Here is a 17459-nt window from a genome sequence, read left to right on the forward strand (position 1 = left end):
TTAATATTAAACCATTCAGTTGTAAATTAATTTTGCAGCGCCAAATTTAATCCACTGCCCACTGCCCACTGCCCACTGCCCACTGCCCACTGCCCACTGCTCCTTCGTCCTATGTCCCCCTTCCCTTGTCCTATATCAGTCCTGTGTCCTATGTCATATGTCCTATGTCCTAATTAGCTACTTCACTCATAAACTTAATATGCAATAACCTCAACTCTTCAAATTCCAATCCTTCATCACTCAGATCATTAAATGCTTTTTTCAGATCTGCAGTTTTCATGTCGATAAAATAATCGTGCACTGTTTCCTGTATATCTTCTTCAATAAGATCATCGAGATAATAATTGAGACCTAATTTTGTTCCGGAGGAAACGATGGTTTCAATCTCATCTATAAAATCAGGGAAATTTAATCCTATGGTTTTTGCAATATCAGGTAAAGGCATTTTTTTATCTATTAATTGAATGATCTTCACCTTGTGTGCCGATTTATTCACCACCTGTTTCATTACGAATTCAGATGGTTTTTCAATTTCATTTTCCTCTACATAAATACTGATAAGCTCCAAAAATTCCTTTCCGTATTTATCTGCTTTTCCTTTACTTACACCCGAAATTTTTACCATTTCATCCATTGTTTCAGGATACATGGTTGCCATTTCTTCCAACGAATTTTCGGAGAAAATAACGTAAGGTGGTAATCCGGCTTCTTTCGCAAGACGTTCGCGCAAAGAAGTTAAAAGATCCATCAATAAAGGATCCAATACACTTTTTCCTGCAGCATTATCTAAATCGATATCAGTGGTATCTGTTTCGTAATCGTGATTTAAGGATATCATCACCGATTTAGGATGTTTAATAAAATCTCTTCCCTTATCCGTTAATTTAATTAAGCCATATTGTTCAATATCCTTATAAACAAATTCATTTAATAAACACTGACGTAAAATAGAATTCCAGAAATGATCATCCTTTTCTTTTCCAACACCGAAAAGTTCAATCTTATCGTGACGATAATTTTGATTTTCGGTTGTACTTTTTCCTACCAACAGATCAACCAAATATGGAATATGATGATTTTCATTTACGAAGTCAACTATTTTTAATGCATTCTGCACATATTCTTTTCCTTCAATTTTTTCTTTAGGTTTTAAGCAGTTGTCGCAACTTCCACAATTCTCCTGACCATATTCCTCCCCAAAATAAAATAATAAAAATCTTCTTCTGCACACACTTGTTTCGGCGTAAGCAGCAGTTTCGGCGAGTAATTGCGCACCCATTTCGCGTTCGGCTAGGGGTTTATCGCGCATGAATTTTTCTAATTTTTCTATATCCTTATAACTATAGAAAGCGATACATTTTCCTTCCAATCCATCGCGACCTGCGCGACCTGTTTCCTGATAATAATTTTCTATGGATTTCGGAATATCAAAGTGAATTACAAAACGCACATCCGGTTTATCAATTCCCATTCCGAATGCAATTGTTGCAACAATTATCTGGTGATCCTGCATTAAAAATCGGTCCTGAACTTCAGGCCTTGTTTGCGCATCCATTCCCGCATGATATGCACCGGCTTTTATTCCGTTTATCGTGAGAATTTTTGCAATATCTTCTGTGGATTTTCTATTCAGACAATAAACAATTCCCGATTTTTTCGGATTTTCTTTAATAAAACGAACGATCTGTTTTATTGCATATTCCTTGGTTCTTTTCGGACGAATTTCATAATATAAATTCGGACGGTTGAAGGAGGAAATAAATATGTTGGGATCCTGCAGATCGAGATTCTTTTTAATATCACTCTGCACCTTTGGTGTTGCGGTAGCAGTAAGTGCAATAATAGGGATACGATCATTTATCGTTTCTATCATTGTGCGTATCTGGCGGTATTCCGGGCGGAAATCGTGTCCCCATTCTGAAATACAATGGGCTTCATCCACCCCAACAAAAGAAACTTTTATCCCTTTAAAAAATTCGATATTTTCTTCTTTTTTAAGTGTTTCCGGGGCTACGTATAACATTTTAGTGCGTCCTTCGGTAATATCCGCCTTTACTTTTTTAACCATTTGTCGGTTAAGGGAGGAATTTAAAAAGTGGGCAATATCGTTGTTGCTGCTATAGCTGCGCACAAGATCTACCTGATTTTTCATCAGCGCGATGAGTGGAGATACAATGATAGCGGTGCCCTCCAGCATCAGCGCCGGCAATTGATAACAAAGCGACTTCCCACCTCCCGTAGGCATTAATACCAGGGTGTCTTTTCCCGCCAGCAAACTTTCAATGATCTCTTCCTGATTTCCCTTAAACGAGTCAAAACCAAAATACTCTTTAAGTGCTTCCTTAATTGTCATGTTAGATACTTCCATCCTCTCTGTTCAGTTTATGTTTATTTTAAACAAGTTCGTTTTGGGGTATATTTGTCGCTGAAAGTAAACCGTATCCCAAAACACTTACGGTTAACCTTCCGAATTAGAATCGTCTTCTAAATATAAATAATTTTTATAAAACAGTTCTCTTTAGTAGAAATTTATCATCAGCGGCAATGAGTAAAGTTTATGTGGCTATAATGGCCGGAGGCATTGGGAGCAGGTTTTGGCCTGAGAGTAGAATAAAAAAACCAAAACAGTTTTTAGATATTCTAAACACGGGTGAAACGCTGATTCAAACAACCTATAACCGTTTTTTAAAAATAGCTGACAAAGATAATATTTTCATCGTAACAAATGAACAATATGTATCAATTATTAATGAGCAGCTTCCGGGGGTTGATAAATCGCGCATTTTAGCGGAGCCGATGCGGAAAAATACTGCTCCTTGCATTGCTTATGCATGCCATAAAATTGCCAGTATTGAACCAGACGCAAATATTATAATTGCTCCCAGCGATCATTTAATGTTAAATGAGGAAAAATTTCTTTATGTTTTACTGGAAGCACTTGAATACACCGAAAATATGGATGTATTGGTTACACTGGGCATAAAACCGAGTCGCCCCGACACCGGATATGGTTACATTCAATTTGATGAGACCGTTGTGCACAGAGATATTCATAAGGTAAAGACCTTCACCGAAAAACCAGACATGGAATTAGCCCGCACTTTTATAAAAAGCGGCGATTTTCTTTGGAATTCAGGCATTTTTATTTGGAATGCAAAAGCCATTATGGCGGCATTCAATAAATACCAACAAGATATTCATCAGGCGTTCTGGGCTGCCAGAAAGGCTTTTGGAAAAAAAGATGAAACTCGTTTGATGGAAAAGGCTTATAGTATTTGTCCGAATATTTCCATCGACTATGCAATAATGGAGCAGGCAGATAATGTTTTTGTGATTCCCGCAGCTTTCGGATGGAGCGACCTTGGAACCTGGGCAAGCTTATGGGAAAATTATGAAAAAGACTACTACGGAAATGCCGTAAAAGGTAAAAATGTAATGATCTACGATTCCACAAACTGCATGGTTATGGTGCCCGATAAAAAATTAGTAATTCTACAAGGCCTCGAAGACTACATCGTTATTGACACCGGCGACGCCCTCCTCATCTGCAAAAAAGACAAGGAACAGGAGATAAAGGAGATGACTGCGGATATTAAGAGGAAGGAGTTGGATGAATACCTTTGATTTGTTCTGGGTTCTGAGTTCTGGGTTCTGGGTTCGGGGTTCGGGGTTCTGAGTTCTGGGTTCAGGGTTCTGAGTTCTGAGTTCTGGGTTCGGGGTTCGGGGTTGGTTTACTCACTACTCACCACTCACCATTCCCCCAGAGAATGTTTCCTTTTTGTTAATTGAAAATTTAATTCGGAGTGAAACCGCCCAATGGTACAAACTGTGACTGAGACTGCGACTCCCCACTCCCCCCTCACCAAATGTTGATAATCCTGCATATATTTTGCCATTTTGTGACATGCCAATGAGGAGGATAAAAAGGAAGTAGATCAAAATTTTACAGCGAAATAAGCAACTTGCAATAAATCGATTTTTGATGATTTACTGATAAAATCTATGTATAAACTTAAAAAATGCGATCGAATTACAATATTTGGAGCCAAACCATGCAATTTCTATGAAGAGTGAAATTTACTTTTCTATTCTACCCTGACTTTTGACCTTGATTAAATTTTTTCATTTTTGTGACATTTTCATGCTTTTATTTAACAAACAGAGGTATAAACTTTAGACTTGAGTTTATATTTTCGCCATTCAAAATCTAAAAAGTAAAGAATGAAAAAAACGCTCACGCTCCTCTTGTGCGTAGTATCTATTGCTGCGAGTGCCCAGGAATTCCGTTATGGATTTTATCTTTCTCCCACAAAAAATACCTTTGTTCCGGAAGGTGACCTTTACACTCCATATGGAGAAAATGGAGGATTTCAATATGGAATATTATTGGAACAAACATTTGGTAAGGGAGAACATATTGGGTTAGGTGCCGGAATAACCATGGATTATTTCCAAAGCGGATTAGAATCGCTTGAAGCAGGTCAAAACAAGGATACAAAGAATTGGGATGTTCGTCCGCGATATATTGAAATTCCGGTTGCTGTCAAATTAAGAACAGGTCAACTTGGAAAACTCACTCCTTATTTACAGGGAGGAATAACATATGCTTCTGCAATTCGTGCGAGAGGCGATTATACTTTAAATGGACAGGTATGATTCTGATCTCGATTATATTAATAAAGAAAATCAGAACGGACTTATTTATTTACCTAAAAATTTGAGTATTGATCTTGGTATAGGAACAGAATTCGAAATAAAAGATGGTGCTTCTGTTTTTCTTGCATTTTATTTTAAAAATGGTATCATGAATGTGTGGGAAGATAATACCGATAAAGATGATATTTTCACTCGCCAGTTTGGCGTATCCATTGGTGGATTATTTTAATTTTTATACTTAATAATACATTGATCAGAAATAATAATATTTAAAAAATAATGGAAGATTAAATTAATATTTAATTGTATTAATTATCTCCTCTAAAAATAATTTACAATGAAAAAAATATTTGTCGTTTTATTTACTTTTATATCGCTTGTAGTAAATGCACAACAATTCAGATATGGTGGATTTATTGCACCACAAATAAGTTTCTGGAGCGTGGAAGGTGATCTTTATGCGAACAATGGGAATGGATTTGGTTATCAAATAGGAGTAATGGCCGATCAAACAATTGGAAGTAAAGAAAGATTTGCCATCTCCACAGGACTAACATGGAATGCAGCACCGGGAGGTTTTGTTTCCGCTTCATTACAAAATAACACGGGTAAAGAATGGCATTGGAAAGTAAATACTTTGGATATCCCAATTTCTATACGTTTGCGTTCTGATCAATTAAAGAAAACGGTATTATATGCGCAGTATGGTGTAAATATCGGTATTACCATGAGCACATCCATAAAAAATGAAAAGGGCAACGATGGTTCACAGGGATTCGAATACGAAAAAATAAACCCAAGTCTCGCAATGGGATTCGGTATCGAAAATCAAATCAATGATAAAATGACCTTATTAATTGGAACCTACTTTATTAATGGTGTTAAAAATATGATAATTGATGATGCCAATGATGATAATATGTTTCCACAGCAGGTGGGGTTAAAATGTGGGATACTCTTTTAAGGTTTTTTGTTTACCCTATTATCTTTACCGCTGATTTTAAGGTGATTTAGTTGATTGCCATGATTTTGATTGAGGGTGGATTGGGATGTATTCTCCTATTGATAATATGAATATGAATGATGCTTTTTTTAAAATTCATTACATGAATTTTTTGGGGTGATTTGGATGGGGAGGTATTCTCCGAATTATGATATGAAGATGATTGATGCTTTTTTTAAAATTCATTACATGAATTTTTTGGGGTGATTTGGATGGGGAGGTATTCTCCGAATTATGATATGAAGATGATTGATGCCTTTTTTTAAAATTCATTACATGAATTTTTTGGGTGATTTGGATGGGGAGGTATTCTCCGAATTATGATATGAAGATGATTGATGCTTTTTTTAAAATTCATTACATGAATTTTTTGGGGTGATTTGGATAGGGAGGTATTCTCCGAATTATGATATGAAGATGATTGATGTTTATTTAAAATTCATTACATGAATTTTTTGGGGTGAAATTATTGAGGGGGAATGATATTGTTGAATTTTGAATTTATGAGGCGTTTGAATTGAAGGCTTTTTGCTCCAAAATTGATGAGGAGGCCTACTTCGAGGTTATAGACCTCCAGGTAATTAATTGCTTGACTAAGATCGCCTTCGTCCATTTTACTTACGGCTTTTGTTTCTACGGAGACTACTTTTTCTACTAAAAAATCAGCTCTTCTTGTTCCTACTTTATGAAATTTATAATATACTTGCATTTCCTGTTCCCGACTGAAATTCAATCCTTGTAATTCCATTTCAATTGCGAGTGCCCGCTGATAGATCCTTTCCTGAAATCCATTTCCCAATATCTTGTGTACTTCCATTGCACAGCCAATAATTTTTGCTGTGATGTCAGAGTATTTGTACTTTTCGTTTATCATAATTTTTCAAAAATAATGATATGTACAAGCTATATTTAATTATGGAAAAGATAGTCGGCTCAAAAAAATTAAATCGGATATACTTATATTATAAAAGAAGTCTGGATAGAAATAGTTTCATATTTCTTTTGTGTTATTTTTTACAATTTCTAAAATAAATTACTCGACCACCAAAATAAAATCCTGATCCGGGGTATTACCACTCACTTCCCAATCAGCATTATTTACACCTTCATATACCAGTGAATCTCCGTTTGCAGTTAAAGCAAATACTTTGAAATCGGTAAAAAAATTGCTCGGCATCACATGCCCGCCTGTTCCTTCTGTAACCGAATAAACATGATTTACCAAACCCGCTTCTACCAGACTATCTAAAAAATTTATTGGTTCATTGTTAAAGCTAGCAGTGAGCTTCAGATCGGTTGTGGTTTTATTATCAATAAAATAAACGCCTTTAGCCATTGGTTCATTGGTGCAGGAAATAAATGCAAGAAGCGGAATTAATAATATTTTCATATAAAATAATTGAAGTTTTATTTTTCCATCATTTCTTTAAAAATAAGATAGGTATTAAAACAAATTTCACTTTTTTGATTAGTGGTTATATGGGTAACATGAATTTTATCCGCCATTAATCCCGCACAGGTGGTTATGTCAACAGCACCGGTTTTTTTATAGTCCAAATACTTTAGTAAAGTATATTCTTCCTTTAACCACAGGGTAACATAGGGTTTATCGCAACTTCCATCACCCGTATATAACATTGCGTTTAAAATACTGTGCAGTTTTTTCAGATTTTCTTCTGCACGTTCTTCGTCATCAAGATTTCTGTGTGCATAAATTAATTCTTTGTATAATGCTGGTAATAAAGGATTGGTTTCCAACAATTTGTTTGCTTCGGTAATTGCCTCCGTAAATTTTTTTTCATCATTCAATTTAAAAACAACATCCGCTTCCGCCGTATATGGATTGTATTCAGGCTTTTGGGTAAATCCAATTAATAACATGTACACTTGTGCATCTGAAAGCTCCGTGCCTTTAATAAATTTTTCAATTAATTTATCATAATTATATTCGGATTTTTTATCTGTGGTTTGAGCTATTAAATTGTCGAAGTCGATAACCTTTGCATAATCCGGAGCTTTTGGGTGTAATGGATTTGGCGCCTTTCCATAATCACTTAATTGCGTAATTTTCTGATTTGCAGAGAGATAGTTCTCGGTGGATTTTGCGCCATCCAGCAGATCATTATCTTCAGGAAATATTTTTAAAGCTCTGGCATACAAAATTTTTGCAGCAGAATAATATTTCATTGTTTGAAGATATTTTCCATAATCAACAAAATAGATCACTTTTGAAGAATCGAATGAAAGTGCCTTTTCAAAATATTTCCATGCGTCTTTTTGTGCATTAAAGGTAAAACTTGCGGTTACGTTTCCATGCTTCCAATACACTTCGGCACTATCGGGGTTTGTTTTGCGTTCGTTTTCAAATCGCAATTCCTCATCATCAAATAATTTGCTGTTTTTAGCATAATTGTCCACCTGCGCAATTGCCAATTGACTTGTTATTATTAATGAAATGAATAATACATTTTGGAAGAGTTTTTTCATTGGACTGTGGTAATTTTTATCAGGTGTAATTTATAAAGATACAAAACCAAAGATAAATCGATTTTTTATTAGAAAATAGGGTTTAAGATCGAATTAAAATTAATGTTATTCCAGGTTTAAAGTAGATTCAAAATAACCAAATCGGTTTGATGTTTCCCAATCTTCATTTCTCACTCCTTGATAGATAAGTGAATCACCACCTGCTGTATTTGCATGTACAGTAAATTCCGTAAAGAAATTACTAGGGTCAACATGTCCTCCGGATCCTTCTACTCCAGTATAAATCTTTTTAAATCTATTAAATTCTACAATACTATCCAATAAAACAATTTGTGTTTGGTTATAATAAGCTTTAATTTTCAAATCAAAGTTGGTATGGTTTCCAATATAATATAGCCCTGTGGTAGCAGGCTGTTTATTGCAAGCAAATTGGGTAATAATTATTGTTGTTAGGAGGATATATTTCATTGAGAAAAGTATAAAATAAATAAACCCAAATTTCTACTTTACAAAGTTAATAAATGGGTTTCTGGTTTTTGTGATACTAAACTTCAAAACACCTCGGTTCAAATAATTTCTAATGTTTGGGGAAATGAATTTATTTTACCCGGTAGATTCACTTTAGGCCACGGTTCTTGATTCGATATGAGACGATAAAAAATTAAAGTAAGCATGTTAATTCGACTTCGCCCATCAGTGGCAGGTGAAAAACACCTGGCCACGGCGTACTTGGGAGGGTGTTTGTTGTTTCACTTTCGGTAAAACGAAAGTTTTATTCGAAGCTTCAATGTTACAAACTGCCCACTGCAAACTGTTGACTGCTCTTATTCCGGTTTTATTTTAACAATTTTATTGTCGCGCATTACAACCAGTTCTGTTTTTTTGTATTTTTTAAATTCAAGCAGTCTTTCGTATGTTAACTCGAGGCCTTTTGAAATTTTATCGTAGAGTTCCATTTGTTCTTTAACTGTGGTCATAATTTTGTTTTAATTCATTAAATTTAAATTTGTCAATAATAGTTAGTTGTCCGTCAATAGTTTTTCTAGCTAAAATTTCATGTTTACCATTTGAATTATCAAATATAAAAGCACCATCAACAATTGGCAAATAAATATCAAATAAATTTTTTATGCCATTTTTATAACGTCTCTCTATTATTTCAGGTTCAATGTTATGTCCTCCTTCTGAAACCCGGATTTTTACGCGTTCTTTTGCCAATTCTACATTCTGTAACCAAAAAAAAATTAAGGTTACCGTATACCCTTTTTGTTTTGCCTGATTGATTTTATTATTGTAGCTTCTGGTGGAAAGTGTTGTTTCAAATGCGAAACTAACATTTTCTGAAAGTAGTTCATTTATTCTTGTCAGCATTATCCGACCGGCTTCAAATGATACTTTTTCTGGCTGGAATGGCGATAAACCTCGGGCAATCTCATCCGCATTAACAAACTCATTACATTTAATAATTTCAGGTAAAATCGTAAAGGAGGCAGTAGTTTTACCGGCTCCGTTACAACCTGCAATTATGAAGAGGTTTTTGTCGCTCATTGGGGTAAAGTTACGAAATTGTATTGTGGGTTTAAGGCCAAAGATTTCGGTCCTAAAATTGTCTTAGTATCAGAAAGTTTTAATATCAGTAAATTAACTAATTTTATGGTCAGGAATAAATTTATTATGGGAAAATTTATTTATGAGGTCATTTTTATTACTGTTTTACTTACTTTTCCAATTAATGTTTTTTGTCAATCTCCAAACATTCTTTGGCAAAATTCGATTGGGGGCTTAACCGAAGACAATTTAAGTTTATTTTTAGAAACAGAGGACAGTGGTTATGTTTTAGCAGGATCTTCCACTTCAATGATTTCAGGTGATAAAACAGTTGCTAATAATTTATATAATGATTATTGGATTGTCAGGGTTGATAGTTTATCGATCATTGAATGGCAAAATGCGATCGGAGGAAACGGTAATGATATTTTAATGTCAATTATAGCAACTAGTGATGGAGGTTACTTTCTTGGCGGCTACTCTGACTCCGGAATTAGCGGGGATAAAACGGAGGTGAATTTGGGAGATGATGATTTTTGGGTATTAAAACTGGACTCTGTAGGCCAAATTGAATGGCAAAATACCATAGGAGGAAATAGCATTGATGAATTATATACTGCGAAACAAACCTCAGATGGCGGATATATTCTTGGGGGTGAATCCATTTCAGACAGTTCATATGATAAGTCTGAAAACAATAAAGGATATTCTGATTGTTGGGTAGTGAAATTAGATTCCATAGGAAATATTATGTGGGAAAATTCTTATGGCGGAGGTGGAACAGAACATTTATTTTCATTGGACCTCACAAATGATGGTGGGTTTATACTTGGTGCCTCATCACATTCTGGAATTACAGAAGACAAAAGCGAGATAGCTGTCGGGGCCGATGATTATTGGATCATTAAATTGGATGCATTTGGAAATATAATTTGGGACAATACGATTGGTGGAAATTCCTGGGATTTTGTAAAATCAATAGTTACAACAGAGGATAACAATTATATTGTTTTAGGGTATTCCAAGTCAGGAATTTTTGGCGATAAAACAGAAGCCAGTGTTGAAGATGATTATTGGCTACTCAAATTGGACTCAACCGGAAATATTTTATGGCAGCAAACAATTGGAGGAAGTGCGAGTGATATAGGGTGTTCAATTTCATTTAAAGATAATGGAAATTTTTAATTGGTGGTTATTCATTTTCAGGTATTTCAGGAGATAAAACAGATTCATTAAGAGGTGACACTGACTTTTGGATACTTGAATTAGATACACTTGGAAATATATTATGGGATAAAACTTTAGGTGGTGATGGAAAAGATTTAATTGGAAATTTTATTGAAACCAACGATGGAGGATATATGGTAGGTGGAGCAGGGTATTGCAATCTAACAGGAGATATAACAGACCCGGGAAATGGATCTACTGATTATTGGTTAATAAAATTATGTGGCGATATTACAAATATTATTGACTCTTTGTGTGAAAACACTTCCTATATTCTTCCTGATGGCAGCATTACATATGAACCCGGTGAATATACAGTAATATTGACAAATATTATGGGTTGTGATAGTGTAATTAACATAACTTTAAATACCCATCAGGTAGATCCCTCCATCTATATAGACGATGAAACGTTATTTGCATCAGACACTGGAGCACTAGAATATCACTGGATGGATTGTTCAAACAAAGAATTAATTGAAGGGGCTGATACCTATTTTTACAGCCCAACTTTTTCAGGCAGTTATGCATTAATAATTACCGATGCATATAACTGTGTAGACACCTCTGATTGTTATTCAATAATTGTGGATGATATTACCACTGGAAAATTGCCAAACAAATTGATAATTTATCCAAACCCTGCTAGTAATTATTTAATTATTGAAATAAATGATGAATTAATTAATGCAAAGGTTGAAATAATGAATATTGAAGGAAAATTGATATCTACCTCAAGCTTGTCGAGTATTAAAACTAAAATTCAGATTTCTGACTTTTCAAAGGGAATATATTATTTAAGAATTATAAAGAGTGATAGAATAAACACAGGTATTGTAATATTAAATTAGATATGGGCAACTGCAGATTTATTACTGCATGATAACTCGACTTCGCCCCTCAGTGGCAGGTGAAAACACCTGGCCACGGCGCGGGAGGAGCGATGGTCGTTTCGCTTTTGGTATACCGAAACTTTAATTCGAAGCAGAATTCTCCAATGCTACAAACTGCTCACAGCCCACTGTTAACTGTTGACTAGTTCAATCCGAAGCAGAATTCTCCAATGCTACAACCTGCCCACTGCCCACTGTTAACTATTGACTAGTTCAATCCTAGCAAAAATCTCCAATGTTACAACCTGCCAACTGCCACTGCCTACTGCCACTCCCCCTACTCCGTCTCCAACCCCTTCAAAATCTTTTCCAACTCTCCATGCAACGACTTCAACTTCGGATTGTCGTAAAGGGCAAATAAAACACGAAACTTCATGAGAATATTCATTTTTTGGGTTTCTTCGCCGGAGGAAATGAATACTTGTTGGATGGAAGATATCACACTGTCGGTGGTGACTTTGGTGTTGCCGTTGGGGAATTTGTGGCCCTGACGTTGCAGGATGAATTTACACAACCAATACCTCGGCTCGTCCATAAGATCCCAGAAGGTTAACATATTGTCGAATACCTTGATATTATTATACGACCATTCCAATTCGGAAATATCGGGTAACTCCACAGCATTTTTTGGTAATAATTCGTTTAACATAAATGCATTGCTGATGGAATACATGGTATTGTCGACAGAGGATGATTTACCTAATTTAAATCCTTCCACATAATTAATAACTGCTTTTTGAATTAATTCGGTGCGTGCTTTGCCTGTGTGTAATGATGCTAAAGTTTTATAGGCAGATCCTAATACATTATAAAGTGCATGTGAAGTAATAATTTTATTAAGACTTTCTACTTTACTAATTACTTTTTTAATCTCTTTTATTGCATCAGGTGATTTTAGAAAATAATTAATTTTTAATCTCGAATATTCCACATAAGAACCTAAATTAAAATCGTTGCTGTTTTTTTCAAAATATCCGGAAAAGTATTCGAGACTGGTTTTTTCTTCTCCGATTCGGTTGTAGAAAATTGCAACCAATTCAGTGAGTTGATTTAGGGAGATGTTGGAGGATTTTGCTCCATTGAGTATAAAATCAAACTCTTGTATGTAACCTTGTTTCTGAGCTTCGGAATAATTGGCACCTATTTTATTAATTAAATTCTCCAGATCCAATTTAACTTGTTCTATTACATAATATTTTTTATCATCAACCTTTTTTTCCGAACTTAATTTTTTCAGCGTATAAAATTGATCGCCATAACATTGATAGGCTCCCCAGGTGTTGCTGTAAGGATATTTTTCGTAACAATTGCGTCTTGCATTTCTTATGGCATCACCGAAATTATATCCTGATAACATTCCGTTATAAAAATCGGTGGTGAATTCCATTGCGGCCACATCGTTTATTGCCCAACCGGCAGCGACAACCACTTTTACACCCATTTCAATTAATTGAGTGCCCAAATTTGCAGCGAGTTTATATCTGGATCGCGAAGCAGCTTCTGCAACATCACTAGTATTTCCCAGGTGACAACAATTTATAAATACGAGTTCGGGAATACTGCTTAATTGCTCTATTTCTTTTGTGGTGAGAAATACTTTATTTCCAATTACCATTCCCGACAGATCGGGATTTTCTTCATTAAATAATCCATGTGCCGCCAGATGTATAATTTTATAATCGGAACGGAACATTTTTTTAATGATGGTGCTTGAGCTATCATTTAAACTAGAAGTAGTTTCATATCCGATCTTAGATAATAAATTATTTACCATTTCCGCTTCTGCCGCTGCACCTGTTAAGGATGGTAAATAATTTCCGGTATCAGGATTACCAATTACCAATGCTCGATTTGCCAAGGTATAATTTACACCCGGACGAAACTCATCCGTAGATAACTGACGAATCATTCCAACCTGTGTTGAAAGTGGTGATGATTGCACGGAAATATCCTGCAACATCTCCCATGGATAGCCGGCAGTGGTTTTATCCAGTATCAATAATAAATTTTGCTGATTGCGCACAGCCATTTTAAAATCATTCGGAATTAATAATTCGAAAATGGATTTAGCTAATTCCGTGTCCCAATTTTGTTTGGTGGAAATTTCTTTAATTAATGTTTCAATAATTTCTTTACTGCAGAATAATCTTCTCACTTCCTCACGTGCAGTTCCCATAGATGAACTGAAGGTAAATACACTCGTGCGTGAACCATTTTCATTGTATACATAATCACTTTGAATGGTAATACGCTGCCACCAATCAACATTATTTTCAAAATTCAATCGTTTTCTGCTGCCGATCAGTTTTTGCAATTTAGGTTCAAAAATGAATTTTGATCTCGTAGTATTTTTTAACAGATCAAGACATATTAATGCTTGTAATGCCCTGTCCTCATATATTTCAATAAATTCAATTTTATCAATTGTCGGCCAAACTTTATCTCCATTTATGCGAATAGTTTCATTTGCTTTCTGCACTCCGGAAATAATTGCCTTAATTGCTGTCTCCACACTCAAGCCAGCATAACCACAACCTAAAAGCAATGAACTAATTCCGAGTGTATTAGAAGTTCCTACATCTTTTTTATTAAATGAACATAAATATTCTATCACACCTTGTTTAACGGTTTCTTCTAATTGATATCCTGAAAGTTTTTCGGTTTTGCCCATACCAACTATCAGTGCACCTAAAGGTTTGCTATTGGGATTATTAAAATATTTACTCTCGCCGATATTTCCGGGATAATTTCCGGTGGCCAATCTTTTACTTAATAAACTATTAAAATATTGATCCACCACTTTTTCCGCACTCATAATTCCGTCGCTGCGCAAATGGCCAACAAGAATAGGATAGGTTGCATATCGCAGATCACCACATTTCATTTCTATGGTAATTGGAGGATAAATATCTTCATTCTCCATTTCGGATTTTGTGGCACCTATCATTACATTTTCCAGATTCTCCAGTGTAATTTCTTCCACTAATTCTTCCGGCATATCAAATACCGGTTTTTCTCCGCGGGAAATTGGCGGATGTTTACTCAGGAGATTTGTTTTTCCCTGTTTTAATATCTCTCTTAAACCATCAAAAATATCCGGTTCGTTTGCAAGATCTCCGTGACCGACATTGGTGTAATAAACACGATCATTTTCTTTTATTTCTTTGGGTATTCCGGTATCCCAGGTCACAGATCCATCACCATATGGAGTTCCTGTAAATATTAATTTATCCTCGTTTCCAGAGTGAACATTATAATAAAATCCGTTTACGGTCTTGTCACTTTTACCTGCGACATAAATAAAATTTTTATCATTATAAATATCATTATTAAATGCCTTTACCTTTTTGTGAAAAGCGGTAAATTTTTTCAAGGTACCATCATCCGGTATCGGCCAGTTAACGGAAATAAAATGTTCTTTCATTTTCTTCCATGTGGCATTATCCGTAAAATCATGTACGGAAGTATCAATAGGGAGCAGACTTAAAATACCATCGTATTTACTGAATACTTTTAATAATTCTTCTTTCGTGTGAAAACGATCCAGATTCGCGAGTTGTTTTAATCGTCCGCCTTTTCCAACAAGTATTTCCGGAATTAAATAGGAACCACCCAACGGAGAACCTAAAAATAAAACTTTATAGTCAGCAAATGTTATTATTTGTTTCCAGGTGGAATCTTTATAATTATCAATAAATTCGCGCAACACCAATCCGCCCATACTGTGTGCAACAAGTTTAATTGTTTTACCGGGTGCTTTTGTTAAGATCTTTGTGATATAGGTATTTAATTTATCGGCTTCTCCCTTCATATTTAATCGCCAATCGTAGGGAAATACGGCAACATCATATTCATTATCAAATTCCTTTTTAAATTTTGTATAAAATCTACCGATAAGAGAAGTTGCCTTCACATTGGATGCTTCCACGGGAAGATCCATCATTTTTCCGAGCGCAATTTTTAGCAGATCCAAATAAATTTCATCATTATTTTTTGAAATATTAGAACCTAAAATTCCCGGAATAAATACAATTACCGGTTTTTTTCCACTTACTTCCTCCGGTCTTAAATTACCAAAAATAACTCCGCGTTCCGCATTTTTCGGCAAGGTTCTGTCGAAGGATTCGAAGCCCGGAGCGATGGTATTAAGAGGAGCATTTATCGCATTTTTTGTCGCCTCCTGCGTTTCCTGATTTGCGAAATAGGAAAAATGATTTACCTCTGAACCTTCATGATAATAATATCCGATATTTTGTTTGCGGAATAATCCCCGCGACATACTTTTTGTATCAACTATCCAATCATTTTTTCCGAGATAAAATAATTTTGTGATGATGGTAATAATTGCTTTCGGTTTAAAAGCAATTTTATTATTTCCTGCAATCACATGCAAACTTCCATTTATTTCCTCCTGCGGATGATTGAGCGCTTCAATAAATTGCGAGTTGGGATTCATCGCGTATAATCCGGGCAAAATATCCGGACGCGCCTTACAGGCCAATACATCAGCCAATAATTTTTTAAATGCCGTAAGAATTGGAGAAGTAGTGCCGCCAAATGCCATATTAATTCCGTTGATCAGCACATTCAGGTAAGTATCCAAACGCGTGCTGCACAAGGTTGTTCCGGCAGCCGGACAAGCAATACGAATATATTTTTCGATGGTAATTTGTCTTGCGCTGATCTCCGTTTCAAATTTCTGAATTGTTTTTTCCCCGAAATCCGAAATCATGAGTTCGCGATGTTCCGGCAGAAATCCTGGTTTCTGGATGTCACAATACTTTGCAATAATTTCTCCCACTAATCCCCCGCGACTGGTAGAAATAATATGCAAACTCACATTTTTCGGCAACCATTTAATTACTTCAATCGCGTTTTCAAAAGGTGATTTTGTTAAAGTTTGATGCTCCAGTGCTAAAATTCTATCACCATAAATATTTTTTAAATTCTCCCACAAACCAAACTGTTTAAATTCCACCATTTTGTGAAAGGAATTATTTAACGACGCCGTAGTTCCGTGAATCAATAATAAATAAGGCAAAGCACTTTCCTTCAGCTGACTAGTAACCTTACTCGTCCTAAATTCCCCCATCCACAAAAAACAAGCCCGGTGCAGGCTGAATTTTATTATCCAAAATCTCCGCCGATTTTTTCACAACCGGCCCCGTAATATTCCCTTTAGGTTTAAAAATTTTAAATACTTTGAGCACAACATTTTTTAATCCGCCACGATCATCACTCCCAAACGAAATCGAGGTCGGAATCTCCATAATTCCATCATCAAAACCCCTGGAGGCAGGCATTCTGTCATGCTGTAAAATGATTGGCAACTCGCCTACGGTGCCCATCCAAAAGGTGTCATCTTCGAATTGGATTTCTGCGATTTCGTCGTCGTCTCCTTCCGCAACAATAACATTACCTCCGTCGCGCATTTCCGTTAAAAGCACAGCATGCTGTACATCGTAACCATCAATTTCCTCTTCAATGGAGGAGTTAGTAATATTAAATCCTGAGAGTTTAAATTGTCGTGTCATTTAGTTTTATTTTATAGTTAGTTTGATAAAAAATACAGGTAAATGGTTGTATGTATGAAAAGTAAATTTACTTTTCCTGCTAGGAATTTCCAAATAAAAATATTAATATTA

Annotated in this window: 15 protein-coding genes; 6 read left to right on the top strand and 9 right to left on the bottom strand. The window is 35.4% G+C overall.

Annotation, left to right across the window (positions count from 1 at the left end; genetic code table 11):
• Positions 1-169: 169 nt before the first annotated feature.
• Entirely contained in the window at positions 170-2368 is a 2199-nt protein-coding gene (gene recQ / locus IPI31_02855) for a DNA helicase RecQ (GenBank protein MBK7566743.1), read from the bottom strand.
• A 176-nt stretch (positions 2369-2544) separates the two neighbouring features.
• Between recQ and IPI31_02860 the strand changes: the two genes are divergently transcribed.
• The 4 genes from IPI31_02860 (at position 2545) to IPI31_02875 (ending at position 5620) form a co-directional block, all read left to right on the top strand.
• Positions 2545-3624: a mannose-1-phosphate guanylyltransferase gene (locus tag IPI31_02860; protein ID MBK7566744.1), complete on the top strand. Its 1080-nt coding sequence runs from the start codon at positions 2545-2547 to the stop codon at positions 3622-3624.
• 597 nt (positions 3625-4221) lie between these two features.
• Positions 4222-4656, top strand: a complete 435-nt coding sequence (locus IPI31_02865; protein ID MBK7566745.1) for an outer membrane beta-barrel protein — start codon at positions 4222-4224, stop codon at positions 4654-4656.
• Positions 4643-4885, top strand: coding sequence for a hypothetical protein (locus IPI31_02870; GenBank protein ID MBK7566746.1), 243 nt, complete (start codon positions 4643-4645; stop codon positions 4883-4885). Before IPI31_02865 ends, IPI31_02870 begins: the two co-directional genes overlap by 14 nt.
• Positions 4886-4993: 108 nt before the next feature.
• Positions 4994-5620, top strand: a complete 627-nt coding sequence (locus tag IPI31_02875; protein ID MBK7566747.1) for an outer membrane beta-barrel protein — start codon at positions 4994-4996, stop codon at positions 5618-5620.
• A 505-nt stretch (positions 5621-6125) separates the two neighbouring features.
• On the opposite strand, the gene IPI31_02880 is transcribed toward IPI31_02875, so the two are convergent.
• The 6 genes from IPI31_02880 to IPI31_02905 form a co-directional block, all read right to left on the bottom strand.
• Complete coding sequence (locus tag IPI31_02880) at positions 6126-6533, bottom strand: GxxExxY protein (protein MBK7566748.1); 408 nt, start codon at positions 6531-6533, stop codon at positions 6126-6128.
• A gap of 159 nt (positions 6534-6692) precedes the next feature.
• Positions 6693-7049 (bottom strand): hypothetical protein, encoded by a 357-nt coding sequence (locus IPI31_02885; GenBank protein ID MBK7566749.1) that lies wholly within the window; start codon positions 7047-7049, stop codon positions 6693-6695.
• Positions 7050-7066: 17 nt separating this feature from the next.
• Positions 7067-8146, bottom strand: coding sequence for a DUF4919 domain-containing protein (locus tag IPI31_02890; protein ID MBK7566750.1), 1080 nt, complete (start codon positions 8144-8146; stop codon positions 7067-7069).
• Positions 8147-8251: 105 nt separating this feature from the next.
• On the bottom strand, positions 8252-8614 hold the full coding sequence (locus IPI31_02895) for a hypothetical protein (GenBank protein MBK7566751.1): 363 nt from the start codon (positions 8612-8614) through the stop codon (positions 8252-8254).
• Positions 8615-8970: 356 nt separating this feature from the next.
• Positions 8971-9123 carry a hypothetical protein gene (locus IPI31_02900; protein ID MBK7566752.1) on the bottom strand — a complete coding sequence of 51 codons (153 nt, stop codon included), beginning with the start codon at positions 9121-9123 and terminating at the stop codon, positions 8971-8973.
• Positions 9110-9694, bottom strand: a complete 585-nt coding sequence (locus IPI31_02905; protein MBK7566753.1) for a zeta toxin family protein — start codon at positions 9692-9694, stop codon at positions 9110-9112. The genes IPI31_02900 and IPI31_02905 overlap by 14 nt, the downstream gene beginning before the upstream one ends.
• A gap of 126 nt (positions 9695-9820) precedes the next feature.
• On the opposite strand from IPI31_02905, the gene IPI31_02910 reads away from it, so the two are divergent.
• Entirely contained in the window at positions 9821-10879 is a 1059-nt protein-coding gene (locus IPI31_02910; protein ID MBK7566754.1) for a hypothetical protein, read from the top strand.
• Positions 10880-11055: 176 nt separating this feature from the next.
• Positions 11056-11772 carry a T9SS type A sorting domain-containing protein gene (locus IPI31_02915; protein ID MBK7566755.1) on the top strand — a complete coding sequence of 239 codons (717 nt, stop codon included), beginning with the start codon at positions 11056-11058 and terminating at the stop codon, positions 11770-11772.
• Between the two features lie 319 nt (positions 11773-12091).
• On the opposite strand, the gene IPI31_02920 is transcribed toward IPI31_02915, so the two are convergent.
• The gene (locus tag IPI31_02920; protein ID MBK7566756.1) at positions 12092-16906 is read right to left on the bottom strand and encodes a CHAT domain-containing protein; all 4815 of its coding nucleotides are present in this window, start codon (positions 16904-16906) and stop codon (positions 12092-12094) included.
• Complete coding sequence (locus IPI31_02925; protein ID MBK7566757.1) at positions 16893-17348, bottom strand: hypothetical protein; 456 nt, start codon at positions 17346-17348, stop codon at positions 16893-16895. Before IPI31_02925 ends, IPI31_02920 begins: the two co-directional genes overlap by 14 nt.
• Positions 17349-17459: the final 111 nt, after the last annotated feature.

It is taken from the genome of Bacteroidota bacterium, from assembly GCA_016706865.1.
Classification (GTDB): Bacteria; Bacteroidota; Bacteroidia; order Chitinophagales; family BACL12; genus UBA7236.